The organism is Stenotrophomonas sp. STEN014 (genome assembly GCF_056760315.1).
On the sequence record NZ_JBRREN010000002.1, the window covers coordinates 352,668 to 371,984 of the forward strand.

The window sequence follows — 19,317 nt, forward strand, 5'->3', positions numbered from 1 at the left end:
GGGGGCGAGGGGAATCAGAACTTCACATTCAGGGCCAGCGTCGCGGCGCGGCCCGGGGCGATGGCCGCGTAGTGCGAGGCATACGCCTTGGTGAAATAGGTCTTATCGGTGAGGTTCTGCACGTTCAACTGCAGGCTGATGTTGTCCTGGATGGCGTAGCTGGCCATCGCATCCCAGCGGGTGTAGCTCGGGATCCACTTGGTATTGGCCACATCACCGTACTGCTTGTCCGAGTAGCTGGCGCCGGTGCCCAGGGTCAGGCCGAAGGGCAGCGTGTAGCTGGTCCACAGGGTGGCGCTGTGCCTGGCGGTGTTCGGGAACACGTTGCCGTTGTTCGGCGAGGGCACGTAGATGCCGCTGGGGCAGGTGCGGCCGGCCACGGCGCAGACGTAGCCGCCATCCTTCAACTCCGAATCCAGCCAGGTGTAGCCGCCGTACAGGCTCCAGTTGTCGCTGAGCTGTCCGGTGAAGCCCAGCTCGAAGCCGTCGATGACCTTCTTGCCCGCGTTCTGCGTGGTGCCGTTGTCGATGAGGACGCGGGCATTGTTCAACTCGGTGTGGAAGATCGCGGCGGTCAGGTTCAAGCGATTGCCGAACAGGTCCCACTTCGTGCCGAGCTCGACGCTCCGGGTCTGCTGCGGATCCAGGTCCTCATTGGCGAGAGAGATGCCATCGGCGCCGTCGCCACCGTCCATGCCCGGCGGCGTGGAGGAGGTGCCGTAGGACAGGTAGAGGCTGCCGTTGGCCACCGGCTTGAACACGACGCCGGCCTGGTAGTTGATGAAGTCGCTGTCATTGCGGAATACCGTTGCCGCCGCACCCGGCACCGGCGTGACCTGCTCGGTGGAGTAGTCGTCGTAGCGCAGGCCCAGATTGACCGACCACTGCGGGTTCAATTCGATGGTGTCGAACAGGTAGGTGGAGCGGGTCTTGGTGGTCTGGCGGACGTCGGCCGCCTTGTCGCTGCGGTAGACCGTCTGGCCCACCGACCACGGATCTTTCGGATTGGGATTGTTGAAGTCTGTGCAGTTGTAACCGGTGGCCGCGCCGGTGCTCGGGCAACTGGTGCCATTGGTCAGCGGGTTGTTGGTGCCCGGTGACATCAGGTAGCTGCCGCGGCTGATCTTCTCGTCGCTGTACTCGACGCCGGCGCTGTAGCTGTGCTGCAACGCGCCGGTTTCGAAGCGGCCGGTCAGGCTCAGCTGGTCGACGAAGCTTTTCACATCGACCGCGCGGCTGTTGGTGCGGCGCCACAGCGTGCCGTACAGATTGGGATTGCCCTTGCTGTCGTCCGGCTGGGTCCACAGGTAGTCGTTGCTGGTGTTGCCCAGGCGCGCAATGTTGCGCAGCTTGTGGCCGCCGAGGTCGTAGCTGGCGTCCAGCGTGCTGATGTCGGCACGGGTGCGCTGGAAGTCGCGGTCCTTCAGACCGTAGTAGTTGTTGCGGTCCGGCACCAGCGGGCTGCCGTCGCCATTGAGCGCGACATTCGGGCCGCTGGCGAACGGATTGCTGTACGGGAAGCCGCCGGCATCGGGCAGGTCGTCGGTTTCCATGTGGTAGTGGCTGGCGATCACCTGCGCCGGCCCGTTCAGGCCGAACGCGATCGATGGCGCGATGCCCCAGCGGCTGACATTGGCCGCATCACGGCCGGCGATATCCGACTCGTGCTTCATCAGGTTCAGGCGCGCTGCCACGCCGTCGCCGAGCACATAGTTCGCATCCACGGTGCCGCGGGCGTAGCGGTCGGTACCCACGCCCATGCTGGCGCTGGTTTCGTTCTTCAGCTTCGGGGTCTTGCTGACCAGGTTGAGGCTGCCGCCACCGGAATCACGGCCGCCGTAGGCCGAGCTCGGGCCCTTGACCACTTCGACCTGCTCCAGGTCGAAGATCTCTCGGGTCTGCGAACCGACGTCCCGCAGGCCGTCGACAAAGATGTTGCTCTGCGAATCGAAGCCGCGGATGAAAGGCCGGTCGCCGGTCGGGTTGCCGCCTTCGCCGGCGCCGAAGGTGATGCCCGGGACCATACGCAGTGCGTCCTGCAGGCTGGTCGCGCCGGTTTCGGCGATCAGCTTCTCCGAGACGATGGTCACCGACTTGGGGGTGTCCAGCAGTTCGGCGGTGAACTTCGGCGAGGACGGGTTGAACCAGCTGCCGCGGACGTGGACCCCATCCAGATCGGTGGCTTTGCGCTGGTCGGCATCGGCGGCGCCCTCGGGCGCGGCGTGGGCGACAAGCGGGCTGCCGATGGCGAGCAGCAGGGCGGAGGTCAACGGGGTACGCATCGGATTCATGGAGGGGCTCTAAAAAGGGAAAAACGGCAGACAGCCTGGCGGAGCAACGGCAGGGGCGAGGCGGTTCAGATCGGAAAGCGCGACAGCAACGGGGCGCACCCGGCCAGGATGGCGGGCAGCAGCAGACGGCTCAGGCCCGCGGTGGGGCGTTGCCGGGATTGAGCAGGCGCAGAGGGGGATCCAGCGGATAGGCCTGGAGGCGACGCTGCGCGTGCCGGACGCCGGTTTCGGTTGCGGCCGCATGCAACACCTCTTTGAGGCGGCGCTGGAATGCGGTGGGATCAGCCGGCGGGGTGGGCCGCGGGCGCTGGCCCGGGGCACGCAAAGCATCCAGTCCGGCCTCGCCCGGCGCCATGGCGGCGACCGGCAGTTTGTCCGGCAACTGCCCGTCGGGCAGTTGCAGCGAGGCGATGACATCGCCCGTTGCCGGGCCGGATACCTCGGGGACGACGGAAGGCGGCAGCAGCGCAGCCGCCAGTGCCATTACCAGCAGCGCTCCGGCCCATGCCAGCCAGCGCCGCATGAAGACGGCGCCGAAAACAACAGCCATGTGGCTCAGGCAAAGCACGGAGTGGGGGCGGGCGCGGAATCATCGCGAACTGCGACAGATGCGCATCTTATTGAGAATTGTTTGCGTTTGCAATCCGTTTAATCGCACGCCCGGTCTTGCGCCACTCAAGACAACGACGGGCGAAAAGTGTGCCCGCGCGTCAGTCGCGGTCGTCGCGCGACCAGATGCCGCCGTGTTCGCGCTTGACCGGGAATTTCGGCACCGGGGTGTAGGCCGGGGCGCACAGCGCGCGACCGTCGCGGATGTCGAACCGGGCCCCATGCAGCACACACTCGATGCTGCCCTCGGTCGTATCGATGCAGCCCGAAGACAGTTCGAATTCTTCATGGGTGCACTGGTCTTCCAGCGCGAACAGCTCGCCATCCAGGTTGAACACGACAATGGGCGCGCCGGTGACTTCGTCGAAGGCGGTCTTCATTTCGCCCGGCAGCAGCTCTTCGCTGGCGCAGATGAAGGTCCAGGTCTGGCTCATACCGCAGCTCCCAGGGGCTTTTCCAGGATTTCGAATTGCAGGTCGTCCCGCTTGGGGATGCCGAAACGCTCATCGCCGTACGGGAACGGCTTCTTGATGCCGGTGCGCGCGTAACCCCGGCGTTCGTAGAAGGCGATCAGCTCGTCACGACAGTCGATCACCGTCATCTGCATGGTCGGCAGATGCCATTGCCCGGCCACAAAGTGTTCGGCGTGCTGCATGAGCTGTTTGCCCACGCCGCCGCCCTGTGCCTGCGGGCTGACGGCGAACATGCCGAAGTAGCCATGCCCCTCCTCGTCGGCGATATGACAGCAGGCCTGCAGTACACCGTCACGCTCGGCCAGCAGGATCACGCTGCGCGGGCGTTGGATGTCGGCGGCGATACCGGCCGCGTCCACCCGCTGGCCGTCCAGCAGATCGGCTTCGGTGGTCCAGCCTGCACGCGAGGCATCGCCGCGATAGGCCGAGGTGACCAGTTCGATCAGGTCAGGAATATCGGCCGCAGTGGCCGTGCGGAAAGTGAGTGCGTTCATGCCCTCATTCTAACGGCCGAGGTGCGCGAGCGGGTTGCGCAGGCGGGTTGCGCGGAGCTGTATTGCGCGGGCTTTACCTGCGCAGCGGCGGTTTCAGCCCAGCAGGGTGCGGACCTTCTTCAGCGCGGCCATGAATGCCTCGATTTCCTCGTGCGTGTTGTAGAACGCAAGCGAGGCGCGGCACGTGGCGGCGACGCCAAAGTACTGCAGCAGCGGATGCGCGCAGTGCTGGCCCGAACGCACTGCCACGCCCTGCAGGTCGAGCAGTGTGGCCAGATCGTGCGCATGCGCGCCTTCGATCTGGAAGGACACCACGGCGGCCTTGCGTGGCGCGGTACCGAAGATGCGCACGCCTTCGATCCGTTGCAGCTCTTCGGTGAAATGGGCCAGCAACTCCTGCTCGCGCGCATCGATATGCGCGCGACCCAGGGTCTCCAGGTAATCCACGGCGACACCCAGGCCGACGAAGCCGGCGATGTTCGGCGTGCCGGCCTCGAATTTCTGCGGGCCGTCGTTGAACACGGTGCCGTCGAATCTGACTTCCTTGATCATCTCACCGCCCCCCAGGAATGGCGGCATTTCCTGCAGCAGCTCGCGGCGCGCCCACAGCGCACCGGTTCCGGTCGGGCCGCACATCTTGTGGCCGGTGATCGCGTAGAAGTCGCAACCGATGGCCGCCACATCCACCGGCATGTGCGGTGCGGCCTGCGAGCCGTCCACCACGGTGACGATGCCGCGCTTGCGGGCTTCGCGGCAGATCTCACGGACCGGGTTGATTGTGCCCAGCACGTTGGAGACATGCGTTACCGCCAGCAGCTTCACTTCCGGGGTCATCGCCGTATGCAACGCATCCAGGTCGAGGCTGCCGTCGGGACTGATCTCGGCCACGCGGATGCTGGCGCCGGTGCGTTGTGCGATCAGCTGCCACGGCACGATGTTGGCGTGGTGCTCCATGCGCGAGACCAGGATCACGTCGCCCGTCTTCAATCGTGGCAATGCCCACGAATAGGCGACCAGGTTGATCGCGAAGGTGGTGCCACTGCACAGCACCAGCTCGTCGATACGGACATTGAGGAAGCGCGCCAGTTTGCTGCGCGCTCCTTCATAGGCTTCGGTCGCCTCGCTGCCCAGCGCATGCACGGCGCGGCTGACGTTGGCGTTGTAGCGGCGGTAGAACTCGTCCACCGCGCCGATCACCGACAGCGGTTTCTGCGCGGTGTTGGCGTTGTCGAAATACACCAGTGGCTTGCCATTGACCTCGCGCATCAACAGCGGAAAGTCACTGCGCACGCGTTCCCAGTCGGGAGCGCTGGCCGGTGGGTGGATCGGACGCGGGGAAGAGAGGTTCATGCCATGCCAGCCTGTTGCAGTACCTGGTCCAGATGGCGGGCCAGCTTTTCGGTGAGAGCACCTTCCACCGCAGCCAGCGGCTCGTGGCAGAACGCGGCGCTGAGCATGGCGCGCGCCTGTTCGGCCGGCACGCCGCGCGAGCGCAGGTAGAACAGCGCGTTGGCATCGAGTTGACCCACGGTGGCGCCGTGCGCGGCCTTGACCTCGTCGGCATCGATCACCAGCGTCGGCTGGGTATCGATTTCGGCATCGGCCGAGAGCAGCAGGTTCTTGTTGGACAGATTGGCGTCGGTGCCATCGGCGCCCTCGCGGATGTTGATACCGCCGTGGAACACCACGCGGCTGCGGTTGGCGGCCACGCCACGCCAGACCAGCTCGGCGCGGGTGTCCTTGGCGATGTGCTCGATACCCAGGCGGGTATCGATATGGCGACGACCGGTGCCCAGCAGCACGCCGTTGGCGGTCAACCTGGCGTTGTCGCCCTCCAGCCGAACGTTGAGCTCATGCCGGCTCAGCGCGGCGCCCAGCTCCAGATCGATGCGGCGGTACTGCGCATCGCGGGCCAATAAGGCGTCGGTACGCAACAGCGATGTCGCGCGCGCGCTGTCGGCCTGTACGCGGGCATGCGAGAGCACCGCATCCTGGGCGATGTGGACATGCACCAGGGTGTTGTCCAGGTGCGCGCTGTCACCGCTCTGCAGGTGGTGCTCGACCAGGCCGAACACGGCACCCCGGCGTAGTTCGATCAGATGGCGGTGGTGCCAGGCGTGATCGCTGCCATCTGCCGCGCTGACGAATACCAGGTGCAGCGGTGTCTTGCTGGTGATGCCGTCGGCCACCTGTACCAGTACGCCTTCATCGGCCAGTGCGGCATTGAGCTGGGCGAACACTTCATCGGCGCGCTCGAAGCGGCGGCCGAGGAAGCGCAGGGCTTCGGGCTCTTCGTCCTGCACGGCGGACAAAGTACGCACCTGCACGCCGGCATCCAGTGCCGACAGATCGCTCAGCGCAGCGCTGTGGCGGCCGTTGACGAACACCAGACGCGGCGCCGGGATATCGGCCAGCAGCGCGGCATCGATGGCCGGGGCCTGCAGCGGCGCCGGGGTGAAGGTGCGGCGTTCGAGCTGGCGCAGCGAGGTGTATTTCCAGGCCTCGTTGCGGGCAGCGGGCAGACCGGTCTGCAGGGCAGCGTCGAGCACCTCGCGGCGCGCGTCGCTGCCACAGAAGCCGGCGGCCAGGGAATCCAGCAGGACGCTCATTACTTGGCCGCCTCGCGGACCACGCGGTCCTTCAGGAAATCATAGCCGTGCGCTTCAAGCTCCAGCGCCAGCTCCGGACCGCCGCTCTTGACGATGCGGCCCTCGCTCAGCACGTGCACGAAGTCCGGCTTGATGTAGTCCAGCAGGCGCTGGTAATGGGTGATCACCACGAACGAGCGCTCCGGGCTGCGCAGCGCATTGACGCCGTCGGCCACGCTCTTCAGGGCATCGATGTCCAGGCCCGAATCGGTTTCATCCAGGATCGCCAGCTTCGGCTCGAGCACGGCCAGCTGGAAGATCTCGTTGCGTTTTTTCTCGCCGCCGGAGAAGCCTTCGTTGACACCGCGGTGCAGCAGTTCGTCCTTCAGATGCAGCACGGCCAGCTTCTGCCGGACCAGCTTGAGGAACTGCATCGAATCCAGCTCTTCCTCGCCCCGGGCCTTGCGCTGGGCATTGAGTGCGGCGCGCAGGAAGTAGGTGTTGTTGACGCCGGGGATTTCCACCGGGTACTGGAAGGCCAGGAACAGGCCGGCGGCAGCGCGCGCTTCCGGTTCCAGTTCCAGCAGGTCGGCGCCTTCGAACTGCACCTCGCCTTCGGTCACTTCATAGCCGTCGCGGCCGGACAGCACGTTGCCCAGTGTGGACTTGCCGGCGCCGTTGGGGCCCATGATGGCGTGCACCTCACCGGGTTTCACTTCCAGCGACAGACCCTTGAGGATTTCCTTGCCGGCGATGCGGGCGTGCAGGTTTTCGATCTTCAGCATGAGGGGGTGTTCTTCAATATGTAGGTGCGGGGCGATCAGAGCTCGCCTTCGGCGCGATCGAGGAAGGTGGCGCGCAGCCACCGGGTGCGCTGGCGGGTGAGTTCGGCCTTGTTTGCGGCGTGCAGCATCGGGTACATCGAGCCGTACAGGACGCGGGGGTTCTCGTTCTTGCCCACCGGGTAACGCGCTTCGATATCGGCGTCACGCAGCGCAATCCACAGGCGCTGGGCAGCGCGCAGTTTTTCGATGGCGACCGGTTGACCCTTCAGTTCCTGCATCACCTGCCGGTACACAGCGTTGAGCTCGGCATCGGCGGCGTCGGCATCGGCGGCCACGCACTCGTTGAGATCCAGCTGGGTGTCGGCGTCGTCGCAAGCACCGTCCAGCGCCATGGCGGAAGCGGTGAACGGCAGCACGGCCAGCAAAAGCAGCGTCAGGCGGTTCATCCGACCGATCCTTCCAGCGAGACTTCCAGCAATTTCTTGGCTTCCACGGCGAACTCCATGGGCAACTCCCGGAATACCTGTTTGCAGAAACCGTCCACGATCATCGACACCGCGTTTTCCTGGTCGATGCCACGCGCCCGGCAATAGAACAGCTGGTCGTCGGAGATCTTGGAGGTGGTGGCCTCGTGCTCGACGGTGGCGCTGGGGTTCTTCACCTCGATGTAGGGGAAGGTGTGGGCGCCACACTTCTTGCCGATCAGCAACGAGTCGCACTGGGTGTAGTTGCGTGCGCCTTCGGCACCGGCGGCGACCTTGACCAGGCCACGGTAGGTGTTCTGGCCACGGCCGGCGCTGATGCCCTTGGAGATGATCTTGCTCTTGGTGCGCTTGCCGACGTGGATCATCTTGGTGCCGGTATCGGCCTGCTGGCGGTGGTGGGTCAGCGCCACCGAGTGGAATTCACCCACCGAGTCGTCGCCCAGCAGCACGCAGGACGGGTACTTCCAGGTGATGGCCGAGCCGGTTTCCACCTGGGTCCAGGTCACCTTGGAGCGCGCGCCACGGCATTCGGCTCGCTTGGTGACGAAGTTGTAGATGCCGCCGACGCCGTTCTCGTCGCCCGGGTACCAGTTCTGCACGGTCGAATACTTGATCTCGGCATCTTCCAGCGCCACCAGCTCGACCACCGCGGCGTGCAGCTGGTTCTCATCGCGCATCGGCGCCGTGCAGCCTTCCAGGTAGGACACGTAGGCGCGGTCCTCGCAGATGATCAGGGTGCGCTCGAACTGGCCGGTGTTGCTGGCGTTGATGCGGAAATAGGTGCTCAGCTCCATCGGGCTGCGCACGCCTTCCGGAACGAACACGAAGCTGCCGTCGGAGAACACCGCCGAGTTGAGAGCGGCAAAGTAGTTGTCGCCGACCGGCACTACCGTGCCCAGGTATTTTTTCACCAGCTCCGGGTAGTCACGGATGGCTTCGGAGATCGAGCAGAAGATCACGCCCTTCTCGGCCAGCTCCTTGCGGAAGGTGGTGCCGACCGAGACCGAGTCGAACACCGCATCCACCGCCACGCCGGCCAGTTTGGCGCGTTCGTGCAGCGGCACGCCAAGCTTGTCGTAGGTGTCCAGCAGTTCCTTGGGCACCTCGTCCAGCGACTTGTACTTCGGGCCCTTGGGTGCGGAGTAGTAGCTCAGCGCCTGCAGGTCGATCGGGCCGATCTGCAGCTTGGCCCAATCCGGCTGCTGCATGGTCAGGAAGTGGCGGTAGGCTTCCAGGCGCCACTGGGTCATCCACTCCGGCTCTTCCTTCTTGGCCGACAGGGCACGGATCACGTCCTCGTTCAGGCCCGGCAGGAACGAATCGGATTCGATGTCGGTGACGAAGCCGGCCTCGTACTTGCGGCCGAGCTGCTCGTGGATTTCACGGTTGGGAGTGTCGGCAGTGCCGACGGTTTCAATGGTTTCGGTGGCCATGAGGGCTGCCTACGGTTGTTCAGGAGACGACGTCGACGGCGATGCGGCGACGGTCGGCAAGCGGTAAGGGATGCAGCATCTGCGCCAGGGTGACGCCGCGCAGCGCGTCGGCGACCACGTCGTTGATCAGTCGCCAGTTCGAGCGCACGCCGCACTGTTCGGCGATGCCGCACTGGCTCTGGTGCTGGCTGCACTCGGTGATGGCCAGCGGGCCTTCCATCGCCTCGACGATCTCGATCAGCGTGATCTGATCTGCAGGGCGGGTCAGCCGGTAACCGCCGCGCACGCCGCGCAGGCCTTCCACCAGCCCGGCCTGGGCCAGCGGTTTGAGCAGCTTGCTGACGGTTGGCGATTCCAGCCCGGCCGCATCGGCCAGCTCGGTCGCGCTCAGCACTTCGGCCGGCTGTGCGGCGAGCACAGTCAGCACGACGGTGGCGTAATCGGTGAGCTTGGTGACGCGGAGCATCGTGGCGGGAGATCCAGCGGGGAAAATGCAATGTGGACCAAAATTGTACGCTTTGCGGGCGCTGCCTCCAAGTTTTGCCGTTCAGCTACGGCGCGAGGCTGTGGCGGCGGCGGTGCTTGGGTAGAAGCGCCCGCATGGGCGAGAATCCCGGTTCCCATCGATGATTCCGGCCGCCTACATGCCCAAGAAGATCCAAGCGCGCAAATCCTCCATTCACGGCAATGGCGTTTTCGCCGTGGCCGAACTCAAGAAGGGCGAGCGGGTGATCGAGTACAAGGGCAAGCGCCGGACCCATGAGGAAGTCGATGCCGATGACACCGGCGACGTGGAAAGCGGCCATACCTTCCTGTTCACGCTCAACGAGGTCTATGTCATCGATGCCAACCACGGTGGCAACGATGCGCGCTGGATCAACCACAGCTGCGAGCCCAACTGCGAGGCGGTGATCCAGGAAACCGACAGCGATGACCCGGCCGACGAGAAGGTGTTCATCGAGGCGATCCGCAACATCAAGCCGGGTGAGGAGCTGACCTACAACTACGGCATCACCCTGGCCGAACGCCATACCCCGCGTCTGAAGAAGATCTGGGAATGCCGCTGCGGCTCGAAGAAGTGCACCGGGACGATGCTGCAGCCCAAGCGCTGATCCGCGTTTCCAGCCGTTAAAGAAAAGGCCGCATCGCGGCCTTTTTCTGTTCCAGCACTGGTCGGCCTCAGTTGCCCAGCAGCCCGGATGGCACCAGGCTGCCCAGATTCTGGTTGAAGTCCACCGCGATGCGACCGTTCTGGATGCCGACCGATTTGACCTGCAGCGCGCCCATCACCTTGGCGATGGCCGGGTCGATCTTGTAGATCGGCTCGCGGCGCGCGTAGTCGGCCAGCCAAGTGTTGAGCAGGCTGCGGGTACTGGCATCCAGTTCGGCGCCGGCCATGGCCGGGCGGAAATCGTCCACCGTCGGCTGCTCCAGGTGGAAGCCCTGGGTCTGTGCGTCGTAGCGCAGCCCGCTGCTGATGCGGACATTGCCTACCGGCATGCGCGCGCTGCCGGCGGCGGCCATGCCCAGGTCGAACTGCAGGTCCAGACGGTTGCCGGCCGGCAGCGTCAGCTGTGGCTGGCTGACATCCAGGGCCAGCAGCCCGCCCAGCGCTTTCTGGGTGCGCGGGAAGCTGCCGTCCAGATACTGCTGCACGTCACTGGCACCAACGGTGAGCTGGTGTCCCTTCACCTGCGGCGCGGCGTGGGCGGTGGCCGCCATGACGAGGCAGGCGATGGCGGGAAAAAGCAGGGCGCGATAGCGCATGGGGAGCTCGCAACAGGATGTCCGGACGGCCACGATAACCGCTGCAGGTGAACTCGCAATTAGCGGACGATGCGCGATCCGGTCCGGCATCGGTCGTGATGCCGCCCATGAACACCTTCAACACACGGCCACATCCGAGCCGGACGTAGGTCCTGCGTTACCGCGTCGCGTGCAGTTGCGCCAGTTTGGCCAGCAGCGCGTCCAGCTCCGGATGCAGCGCCGACAGCACGTTGTCACCCTGACGGGCGATGCCAGCCAGATTCTCCAGCAAGCCGGTGGCCACCACCACGCTGGCCACTTCATTGCACGACAGCTGGCGCTGGCTCTGTGCCGCCTCCAGCTGATGCATCCAGTTCTGTGGACTGCGCTGTTCGAATTCGATGGTGCATCGTCCACTGCACTGCAGGCCATCGGATTCGATCGGCGTGACGGTGATGCGGTAGCGGTGCATGCGACTGGACATGGCGGGAATCAGGGCGGAGAGGGAGGAGCCCCACCATAGGCCGCTGGCGGTACAGGGGCGAGGGCCGGGGTCACGACGCTGTGTTCCAACTGGACGGGCCGGAAGTTCATGAATGTCATCAGGCCCGTGGCAACGGCAAAAAAAACGGGACGGCAATGCCGTCCCGTCCGTTTCGCCACAAGGGGCGCCCTGATCAGAGCGCGGCGTCCTTGAGCTTCTTGAGCGGACGCACCTTCAGCTTGGTGGTGGCCGGCTTGGCGGCGAACCACTGCTCTTCCTTGGTGAACGGGTTGATGCCCTTGCGCTTGGGCTTGGCCGGCACGCTGACGGTGCTGATCTTCAGCAGGCCCGGCAGGGTGAAGCTGCCTGCGCCCTTCTTGTTGACCGATGCGGCGACCGCGCCTTCCAGCGCAGCGAACACGGCACGGACGTCCTTGGCTGCGAGGCTGGTGGTCTCGGCGATGTGGGCAACCAGACCGGACTTGGTCAGGGCTTCCTTGATCGGCTTCGGTGCAACCGGCTTGGCTGCGGCCTTGGTGGCGACTTTCTTCACTACCTTTTTCGGGGCAGCTTTCTTAGCGGTCTTTGCCATGATTTCCTGTTCCGTGAACGGTTGGTTGTTGGTCATGCCGACCCCGTCGGCAAGCGAAATGTAGGGCATGAATCCGGTGCCGCCAATAGGCAAACCCGCAAAAAGCCATAAAAAACGCGGCAATCCGCAGTTGCCGCGTTGCGATTTGCCGATTTCCACCGGTGCTGCGCTGCCCTCGCGTCGGCTCAGTCCTCGTCGGGATGCGGCTGGTGGCTGGCCATCAGCCGCTGCTGGACGGTTGCCGGCACCGGTTCGTAGTGGCTGAAATCCAGCGAATAGCGGCCACGACCGGCAGTCACGGACTTGAGCTCGGCCGCATAGCCTTCCAGCTCGGACAGCGGCACCTGCGCATGGATGACGATCTCCCCGGCGCTGGAATCGGTGCCATTGATGCGTGCGCGCTTGGCCGCCAAGCTGCCGGTGATATCGCCGGCCTGCGCTTCGGGCGCCACCACTTCCAGCGAAACCACCGGTTCAAGCACCTGCGGTGCGGCCTTGCCGATCGCATCGAGGAAGGCCTTGCGCGCGGCGGTGACGAAGGCGATCTCCTTGCTGTCGACCGGGTGGTGGCGGCCGTCATGCACGGTGACGCGCAGGTCCTGCAGCGGGAAGCCAGCCACTGCACCGCTCTCCAGCACCTGGCGCACGCCTTTCTCCACCGCCGGCATGAACTGCCCGGGAATAGTGCCGCCTTTGACCTCGTCGACGAACTCGAAGCCGCTGCCGCGCGGCAACGGCGCGATGCGCAGCGACACCTCGCCGAACTGGCCGGCGCCACCGGTCTGCTTCTTGTGACGGTGATGACCTTCGGCAGGCGCACCGATGGTCTCGCGATAGGCGATGCGCGGCGGCCGGGTGGTCACTTCCACGCCATGCCGGTCGCGCAGACGCTCCAGTACGATCCGCAGATGCAGATCGGAGAGCCCGCGCACCACCGTCTCATGGGTTTCCCCGGCCTGTTCGATCTGCAGCGCCGGATCCTCCTGTGCCAGCCGTTCCAGCGCCACGGTGAGCTTCTGCTCCTGGCCGCGACTGGCAGGCGCGATCGCCAGGCCGAACATCGCTTTGGGAAAGCTGATGGGGCGCAGTTGCGGCAGCGGCTGGTCATGCAGGTCGTGCAGCAACGCGCCGTAATGCAGCTCATCGACCTTGGCGACGGCCGCAATGTCGCCGGCCACCACCGCGTCTATGGGCAGATGCTCCTTGCCAAGTACACGGAACAGGTGGGCGATCTTGACCGGTTTGCGGCCATCGTCCACCCACAGGCTCATCTCGCGATGGATAGTGCCCTGGTAAAGACGGAACACGCCCAGCTTGCCGACAAACGGATCGTTGATGATGCGGAACACGCTGGCCACCACCGGAGCCGTCGGGTCGGCCTGCACCTGCGGCATCTCACCGCCGTCGGCGCTGACGAACAGCGGTGGATTGCCTTCGCCCGGATCGGGGAACAGCCTGCCGGCGATGTCCAGAAGGGCCTGCAATCCGGTGCCTTCGCGCGCGGAAACGAAGCACACCGGCACCAGGTGGCCCTCGCGCAGGCACTGTTCGAAGGCGTTGTGCAGCTCGTCGCCGGACAGCCCGGCTTCGCCCAGGTCCAGATAGTGCTCCATCACCGTTTCATTGATCTCCACCACCTGGTCGAGGATGCGCTGATGCCATGCGGCGACCGGCCCGGCATCGCTGTCGCCGTCCTGCTGGAGGAAACAGTCCAGCACGCTGCGACCGCCATCGGCGGGCAGATTCAGCGGCAATACCTGCGGGCCGAATTCCTCGCGCAGCGCATGCAGAAGCTGCGCGCAATCCACGCCGTCCTGGTCGATCTTGTTGACCACGATGACCCGGCACAGGTCGCGCTCCTGGGCCCGGTGCATCAGCCGGCGGGTACCGAACTCGATACCGCGGGTAGCATCCACCACGATCGCGGCGGTCTCCACCACGGCCAGCGCGGAGAGTGTGGCGCCGCGGAACTCGGGATACCCGGGCGTGTCGATCAGGTTCAGGCGCAGCTCCGGCAGGTCGATGCTGGCCAGTGCGCTGTCGATCGAGTGGCCGCGCTGCTTCTCGATGGGGTCATGGTCGGACACCGTGGTGCCACGTTCGATGCTGCCCGCCGTCTTCACGGTGCCGCCGGCATGCAGCAGGGCTTCGAACAGGGTGGTTTTGCCGGCGCCGGGGTGGCCTGCCAGGGCCACATTGCGGATCTGTTGTGTGCGGTAGGACATGGGCCGTTCCTCCAAAAGACTGGATCGAAGGGCGTCATGGCTGCCCGTGCGCAGCGACCCGGGAGCGGTGTGCTCGCAGGGCGGTCATGGCGGGAAGGGCAATGTAGCGCGGTCGTGGTGAGCCGCACGTTGCGACGCACAAGCCCGTAACGGACCGTGCCCTATGGTGGGGGCCCAATCAAACGCAGGAGTGTTGCAATGGGTATTTCGCGTCATGCCACCGCGCACTGGGAGGGTGATCTCAAGAGCGGCAAAGGTCAGCTGAGCACGCCGCAGAGCGGATTGATGGACCACACCCGGTATGCCTTCAACAGCCGCTTTGGCGATGAAAAAGGCACCAATCCGGAAGAACTGATTGCCGCCGCGCATGCCGGCTGCTTCACCATGGCGCTGTCGGCCAAGCTCGGTGAAGCCGGCTTTCCGCCGACCTCGCTGGATACCCGCGCCGATGTCGATCTGTCGATGGAGGGCGGACCGCAGCTGTCGCAGATCCGCCTGAAAGTGAAAGCCGTGGTGCCCGGGATCGATGAGGCGCGGTTCCGCGCCCTGGCCGAGGACGCCAAGCAGAACTGTCCGGTTTCAAAGGCCTTGAGTGCGGTGCCGATCAGTCTGGAAACCGAGTTTTCCGCCTGACGGGAGGACTGGCCCGGTCCGCTTGCACGGCTGTCCGGGCCGGTTCAGGATCGGCTCACCCGATGCAGCCGAGCATCGGCGACCCCAACCCGAGTGGTCCTGCCATGTTCCGATCGCTGTCTTTTGCCGGTGTCCTGATCCTGGGGAGCGTGGCTGCTTTCGATGCTGCCGCACAGCGCTACGACGATGGCCAGTACCGGCCCGATCCGGCCTATGACGACGGCCAGTACCGTCCGGGCCGCTATCGCGATGGGAATGAACCCGCCTATGACTACGCGCGCGTGGTGCGCGTGGATCCGATCATCGTCGGTGGTGGGCAGGGGCGCGGCGAGCGCTGCTACGAGCGCAACGACGGTGGCTATGTCGGCGGCGGCAATGGCTATCGCAACGAGGGTTATCGCGATGACGGCTACCGCAACAACGGTTCCTACGATCGCGGCTATGACAACGGACAGTACCGGCAGGGCGGCGACACCGGCCGCCAGCTGGCCACGGTGATCGGCGGTCTGGCCGGCGCGGTGCTCGGCAGCCGGGTCGGTGGCGGCGACGGGCGCTACCTGGGGACCGCGGTGGGCACCATCGCCGGCGGCGCAGCCGGACGGGCGATTTATGAGGCCAGCAACCGTCCGGACTACCGGCGTGGCGATGTGCGCGTGTGCGAACCGGTGGGCTACGGCAGCGAGAACGAGCGCGTGGATGGCTACGACGTCACCTATGAATATGGCGGCCGCGAATATCACACCCGTCGCGACTACCACCCGGGCGAGCGCCTCCGCGTGCGCGTGGACGTCAGCGCCGACTGAGGCAGAGGTCTCCGGGATTTCCACACCGCAGGCGGTTTGTCAGCGTGACGTGATGCCTGCATAGTCGCCGCATCCTGTCCAGGAGTTGCCTGATGCGTCGTCTTGCCTGCGTTGCCCTGCTGCTTCCTTGTCTGCATGTCCTTTCCGCCAGTGCCGAGGTCAAGCTGCTGGTGGCCGAAACCATCCGCACCGGTGACCCCGCGCAGTCGGTGGTCGGGGCGATGGCCTGGGAAAGCGATACCGGTCGCGTGCTTGATGTCGGCAGTGCCGATGCCTTGCTGCAGCTGTATCCGCAGGCCCCGCGCATCGATCTGGGCGAGGCCACGGTGGTGCCCGGTCTGATCGACGCGCACGCGCACCTGGTCTATCTGGGCAACACCTTGGCGCAGGCCGACCTGTCCGGGGCGAAGAGCCGCGCGGAAGTGGTCGAACGGCTCAAGGCATTCGAGAAGACGCTGCCACCGGGCGAATGGCTGCTGGGCCGAGGCTGGGACCAGAACCGCTGGGACAACACCGATTTTCCGACCGTGGCCGATCTGGATGCGGCGTTCCCGCAGCGGCCGGTCTATCTGGACCGGGTCGACGGCCACGCCGGCTGGGTCAACAGCGCCGCGCTGCGCATCGCCGAAGAGGGCGGTAAATCGCTGGCCGGGGACTGGCAGCCGGCCGGCGGGCGCATCGTCCGGGATGCGGCCGGCAAGCCGACGGGCGTGCTGGTGGATGGCGCCGCCGCGCTGGTGAGCGCGCATATCCCGGCGCTGGACGAGGCCGCGCGCGAGAAACGGCTGCATGCGGCCATGCAGGAAGCCGTCCGCAATGGTCTGACCGGCGTGCATGACATGGGCGTGTCGCGCGAGGATCTGGCGTTGATGAAGCGCCTGGCAGATCAGGGCAGATTGCCACTGCGTATCGATGCCTACGCCGATGGCAACCAGGCGGCACTGGATGATCTGTGCCGCAGCGGACTGTATCAGCATGCCGGCGGACGCCTGCAGATGCGTGGCGTGAAATTGTTCATGGATGGCGCGCTGGGCAGCCGTGGCGCCGCGCTGCTGGCCGATTACAGCGATGATCCGCACAACCACGGCCTGCTGATGACCTCGCCAGCCGATTTCGAGGTGGCGGTGCGCAAGGCCGACGGCTGCAAGGTGCAGGTGGCCACCCATGCCATCGGTGATCGCGGCAACCGGATCGTGCTCGATACCTATGAGAAAGTGCTGGGCGCGCGCAAGGGTGATGACCACCGCTGGCGCGTCGAGCATGCGCAGGTGGTGGCGCTGGAGGACATCGCCCGCTTCGCGCCGCTGGGGGTTGTCGCCTCGATGCAGCCCACCCACGCCACCTCGGATATGGGCTGGGCCGAGCAGCGCGTGGGGCCGGAGCGGATCAAGGGCGCCTACGCCTGGCAGCGTTACCTGCATAGCGGGGCCCGGCTGGCGCTGGGCTCGGATTTCCCGGTCGAACAGGTCGATCCGCGCCTGGGCCTGTATGCGGCGGTGACGCGGCAGGACCGCGAGGGCCAGCCGCCCGGTGGCTGGCAGCCGGAGCAGCGCCTGAGTGCGGCCGAGGCCGTGCGCGGTTTCACCAGCGATGCGGCCTGGGCCGGCCATGACGAGGCCGAGGTCGGAACGCTGAAGCGTGGCCTGCGTGCGGACTTCGTGGTGCTCGACCGCGACCCGTTCACGGTGGCGGCCGGCGAGCTTGATGAGCTGAAAGTGCTTTCCACCTGGGTCGATGGCGAGCCGGTATACATGAGCGGCCAGGCGCAGGCCGACTAGCGGCTGGCAGCGGCGCGGCAAGGACGATGCGTATCCCCTTGCGCGGAGCGCGGGCGGGTTGGCTTTCCGCGCTGGACCTGTTGGTGGCGTAGGCCCCCTTCGCCGGGTTGGGCTGTCGGCTGGTCCGGTGGAGGTTGCGCGTCTGCGCGGGCATCGCCGGCAGGAGCGGCTGCCGGTACCGGTGGGTCAGTCCGCTGACGCGCCGGCTTCGCTTTCCATGTGTTTGCACATCACCGCGTTGTCCAGGCCGATGCCGGCAACGCGCACGGTCTGCCGCTGTTTAACGCGGAAGCCGTGCCGTTTGAAGAAACGCTCGGCGCTGAGGCTGACATGGGCGTGCAATTCAATGATGCCCCGCCGTCGCGCCTGCTGCTGCAGATGCAGCAGCAGCGCGCTGCCGACGCCACGGTGTGCGTGATCGGCGGCCACAAAAAAATGATCGATCAGCCCGGATGGCTGCAGGTCGGCATAACCGGCCACCACGCCATCGTGCAGCGCCACGAACGGCTGGAGGCGTTGGATATGCAGGTTCCATCTCGCAACATCCCCGGCGCCCGCCAGCCATGCCTCGCGCTGCGCCTGGCTGTAGTGACCGCCAGTCGAACCGTCTATCGCGGAGACGAACACCTGGCGAAGCAGGGCTTCGTCTCCGGACCTGAAGTCGCGGATACGTATCGCCGTCGCTGGCGGCCGCGACGCTGTTTCAGTCATGCCTGGTACCTCTGCGCAGGGGCTGCCGGAAGCAAGGCACGTTGCCGGCCCGGCTGACGATGTGGGAATCGCGCATGCCGAAAGAGCGGTCATCACTGGCCACGGTAGCGGTCACCGCCGTCGCGAGCGCTTGCGCCAGGGGGCTGTGGATGCCGTGAGCCGCCTGAAACGGCCAATGTTCCGTGGGGGGCGAGCGCGGTGGAGCGAATGCCCGCCCGCTCCGCAGCAGGGACGCTTACCAGTCGATGGTTCCACGGATCACGGTCTGCACTTGGCCGCCGGACCAGACCTCGCCGTCCTCGTCGATGTGCAGTTCCAGCCGCGCGTCGTGGCCGACCTCGCGGCCCTGGCTGGCGGTGTAGCGTTTGCCGCTGCCGGGCAGCGCGTTGCGTTCGTCCAGCCACGCGGCCAGCACCGCGTTGGCCGCGCCGGAGGCGGCGTCCTCGAAACGGCGGCCGTTGCCGACGAAGGCGCGCACCACCAGCTGGTAGTCCTCGCCGTGGCTGCGGGCGTAGGCGAATACACCCATCGCGCCAGTGCTTTCGGCCAGCGTGGCGATCGCGTCCCAGTCCTGGGTGAGGCCGCGCAGGCTGGCTTCATCGGCCACCTCCACCAGCCACCAGCGGCGGCCGCCGTCCATCAGCACCGGCGGCAGTTGGCCCAGCGGCCAGCCGCTGATCGCCGGTTGCAGGCGCGGATCGTCGGCGCCGACCACTTCGGCCACCGCCGCACGCGGGGTGCGGATGGCGATGGTGCGCACGCCCCCGTGCTCGCTGATGCGCAGCGGCAGCGGGCCGTTGATGCCGTCCTGGACGAGCTGGCCATCCACCGGCGCGGCGATGCCGGCTTCGAGCACCGCATGTGCGCTGCCGACGCTGGGATGGCCGGCGAACGGCACCTCCTTCTGCGGCGCGAACATGCGGATACCGTAGCTGCTGCCGGGCCGGGTCGGGGCGAAGATGAAGGTGGTCTCGGGCAGGCGGGTCCAGCGGGCGATGGCCTGCATGGCGGCCTCGTCCAGGCCGTCGGCATCGAGCACCACGGCCAGCGGATTGCCGGTGCCGGGGCGGGGGGCGAAGACGTCCAGTTGCAGGAAGCGGCGGGTGGTCATGGCAGGTTGTCCGTAATCAGTGGGGTGGGCTGGCAATCAGGGGGCAGAGGGGTCGCGGGTGCCGCGGAGCAAGGTG

At 66.1% G+C, this 19,317-nt stretch carries 20 protein-coding genes; 4 read left to right on the plus strand and 16 right to left on the minus strand.

The window, feature by feature from the left end; genetic code table 11:
- Nucleotides 1-14: 14 nt before the first annotated feature.
- The 10 genes from ACVOMC_RS04365 to ACVOMC_RS04410 form a co-directional block, all read right to left on the minus strand.
- Entirely contained in the window at nucleotides 15-2,291 is a 2,277-nt protein-coding gene (locus tag ACVOMC_RS04365; protein WP_481522946.1) for a TonB-dependent receptor, read from the minus strand.
- A gap of 130 nt (nucleotides 2,292-2,421) precedes the next feature.
- Nucleotides 2,422-2,814 (minus strand): hypothetical protein, encoded by a 393-nt coding sequence (locus ACVOMC_RS04370; protein ID WP_481522947.1) that lies wholly within the window; start codon nucleotides 2,812-2,814, stop codon nucleotides 2,422-2,424.
- Nucleotides 2,815-3,001: 187 nt separating this feature from the next.
- The gene (locus ACVOMC_RS04375) at nucleotides 3,002-3,334 is read right to left on the minus strand and encodes a non-heme iron oxygenase ferredoxin subunit (protein ID WP_054658020.1); all 333 of its coding nucleotides are present in this window, start codon (nucleotides 3,332-3,334) and stop codon (nucleotides 3,002-3,004) included.
- Nucleotides 3,331-3,867, minus strand: a complete 537-nt coding sequence (locus tag ACVOMC_RS04380) for a GNAT family N-acetyltransferase (protein ID WP_481522948.1) — start codon at nucleotides 3,865-3,867, stop codon at nucleotides 3,331-3,333. The genes ACVOMC_RS04375 and ACVOMC_RS04380 overlap by 4 nt, the downstream gene beginning before the upstream one ends.
- 93 nt (nucleotides 3,868-3,960) lie before the next feature.
- On the minus strand, nucleotides 3,961-5,217 hold the full coding sequence (locus tag ACVOMC_RS04385; protein WP_481522949.1) for a cysteine desulfurase: 1,257 nt from the start codon (nucleotides 5,215-5,217) through the stop codon (nucleotides 3,961-3,963).
- Entirely contained in the window at nucleotides 5,214-6,476 is a 1,263-nt protein-coding gene (gene sufD / locus ACVOMC_RS04390) for a Fe-S cluster assembly protein SufD (RefSeq protein WP_481522950.1), read from the minus strand. Before sufD ends, ACVOMC_RS04385 begins: the two co-directional genes overlap by 4 nt.
- Entirely contained in the window at nucleotides 6,476-7,240 is a 765-nt protein-coding gene (gene sufC / locus ACVOMC_RS04395) for a Fe-S cluster assembly ATPase SufC (protein ID WP_481522951.1), read from the minus strand. The genes sufD and sufC overlap by 1 nt, the downstream gene beginning before the upstream one ends.
- 35 nt (nucleotides 7,241-7,275) lie before the next feature.
- Nucleotides 7,276-7,686 (minus strand): lysozyme inhibitor LprI family protein, encoded by a 411-nt coding sequence (locus tag ACVOMC_RS04400; protein ID WP_481522952.1) that lies wholly within the window; start codon nucleotides 7,684-7,686, stop codon nucleotides 7,276-7,278.
- A complete protein-coding gene (gene sufB, locus ACVOMC_RS04405; RefSeq protein WP_481522953.1) occupies nucleotides 7,683-9,158 on the minus strand; it encodes a Fe-S cluster assembly protein SufB in 1,476 nt (491 codons plus the stop codon). The genes ACVOMC_RS04400 and sufB overlap by 4 nt, the downstream gene beginning before the upstream one ends.
- A gap of 19 nt (nucleotides 9,159-9,177) precedes the next feature.
- A complete protein-coding gene (locus ACVOMC_RS04410; protein ID WP_054658006.1) occupies nucleotides 9,178-9,624 on the minus strand; it encodes an SUF system Fe-S cluster assembly regulator in 447 nt (148 codons plus the stop codon).
- A gap of 178 nt (nucleotides 9,625-9,802) precedes the next feature.
- Here ACVOMC_RS04410 and ACVOMC_RS04415 point away from each other — a divergent pair, with 178 nt between their 5' ends.
- Nucleotides 9,803-10,270 (plus strand): SET domain-containing protein, encoded by a 468-nt coding sequence (locus ACVOMC_RS04415; protein WP_481523065.1) that lies wholly within the window; start codon nucleotides 9,803-9,805, stop codon nucleotides 10,268-10,270.
- Nucleotides 10,271-10,337: 67 nt separating this feature from the next.
- On the opposite strand, the gene ACVOMC_RS04420 is transcribed toward ACVOMC_RS04415, so the two are convergent.
- From ACVOMC_RS04420 to fusA, 4 genes are all read right to left on the minus strand, one after another.
- Nucleotides 10,338-10,925 (minus strand): DUF1439 domain-containing protein, encoded by a 588-nt coding sequence (locus ACVOMC_RS04420; RefSeq protein WP_481522954.1) that lies wholly within the window; start codon nucleotides 10,923-10,925, stop codon nucleotides 10,338-10,340.
- A gap of 157 nt (nucleotides 10,926-11,082) precedes the next feature.
- Nucleotides 11,083-11,388 carry a DUF3861 family protein gene (locus tag ACVOMC_RS04425; protein ID WP_054658002.1) on the minus strand — a complete coding sequence of 102 codons (306 nt, stop codon included), beginning with the start codon at nucleotides 11,386-11,388 and terminating at the stop codon, nucleotides 11,083-11,085.
- Nucleotides 11,389-11,581: 193 nt separating this feature from the next.
- On the minus strand, nucleotides 11,582-11,980 hold the full coding sequence (locus ACVOMC_RS04430; protein ID WP_481523066.1) for an HU family DNA-binding protein: 399 nt from the start codon (nucleotides 11,978-11,980) through the stop codon (nucleotides 11,582-11,584).
- Between the two features lie 185 nt (nucleotides 11,981-12,165).
- Nucleotides 12,166-14,205 (minus strand): elongation factor G, encoded by a 2,040-nt coding sequence (fusA, locus tag ACVOMC_RS04435; RefSeq protein WP_481522955.1) that lies wholly within the window; start codon nucleotides 14,203-14,205, stop codon nucleotides 12,166-12,168.
- Between the two features lie 198 nt (nucleotides 14,206-14,403).
- Between fusA and ACVOMC_RS04440 the strand changes: the two genes are divergently transcribed.
- From ACVOMC_RS04440 to ACVOMC_RS04450, 3 genes are all read left to right on the plus strand, one after another.
- A complete protein-coding gene (locus ACVOMC_RS04440; RefSeq protein WP_057506429.1) occupies nucleotides 14,404-14,838 on the plus strand; it encodes an OsmC family protein in 435 nt (144 codons plus the stop codon).
- Nucleotides 14,839-14,942: 104 nt separating this feature from the next.
- Nucleotides 14,943-15,641, plus strand: coding sequence for a glycine zipper 2TM domain-containing protein (locus tag ACVOMC_RS04445; protein ID WP_481522956.1), 699 nt, complete (start codon nucleotides 14,943-14,945; stop codon nucleotides 15,639-15,641).
- Between the two features lie 92 nt (nucleotides 15,642-15,733).
- Nucleotides 15,734-17,419 (plus strand): amidohydrolase, encoded by a 1,686-nt coding sequence (locus tag ACVOMC_RS04450; RefSeq protein WP_481522957.1) that lies wholly within the window; start codon nucleotides 15,734-15,736, stop codon nucleotides 17,417-17,419.
- Between the two features lie 186 nt (nucleotides 17,420-17,605).
- Here the strand turns inward: ACVOMC_RS04450 and ACVOMC_RS04455 are convergent, their stop codons facing one another.
- Together ACVOMC_RS04455 and ACVOMC_RS04460 are read right to left on the minus strand one after the other, a co-directional pair.
- Nucleotides 17,606-18,130: a GNAT family N-acetyltransferase gene (locus tag ACVOMC_RS04455; RefSeq protein WP_481522958.1), complete on the minus strand. Its 525-nt coding sequence runs from the start codon at nucleotides 18,128-18,130 to the stop codon at nucleotides 17,606-17,608.
- A gap of 235 nt (nucleotides 18,131-18,365) precedes the next feature.
- Nucleotides 18,366-19,241 carry a PhzF family phenazine biosynthesis protein gene (locus ACVOMC_RS04460; protein WP_481522959.1) on the minus strand — a complete coding sequence of 292 codons (876 nt, stop codon included), beginning with the start codon at nucleotides 19,239-19,241 and terminating at the stop codon, nucleotides 18,366-18,368.
- Between the last annotated feature and the right edge of the window lie 76 nt (nucleotides 19,242-19,317).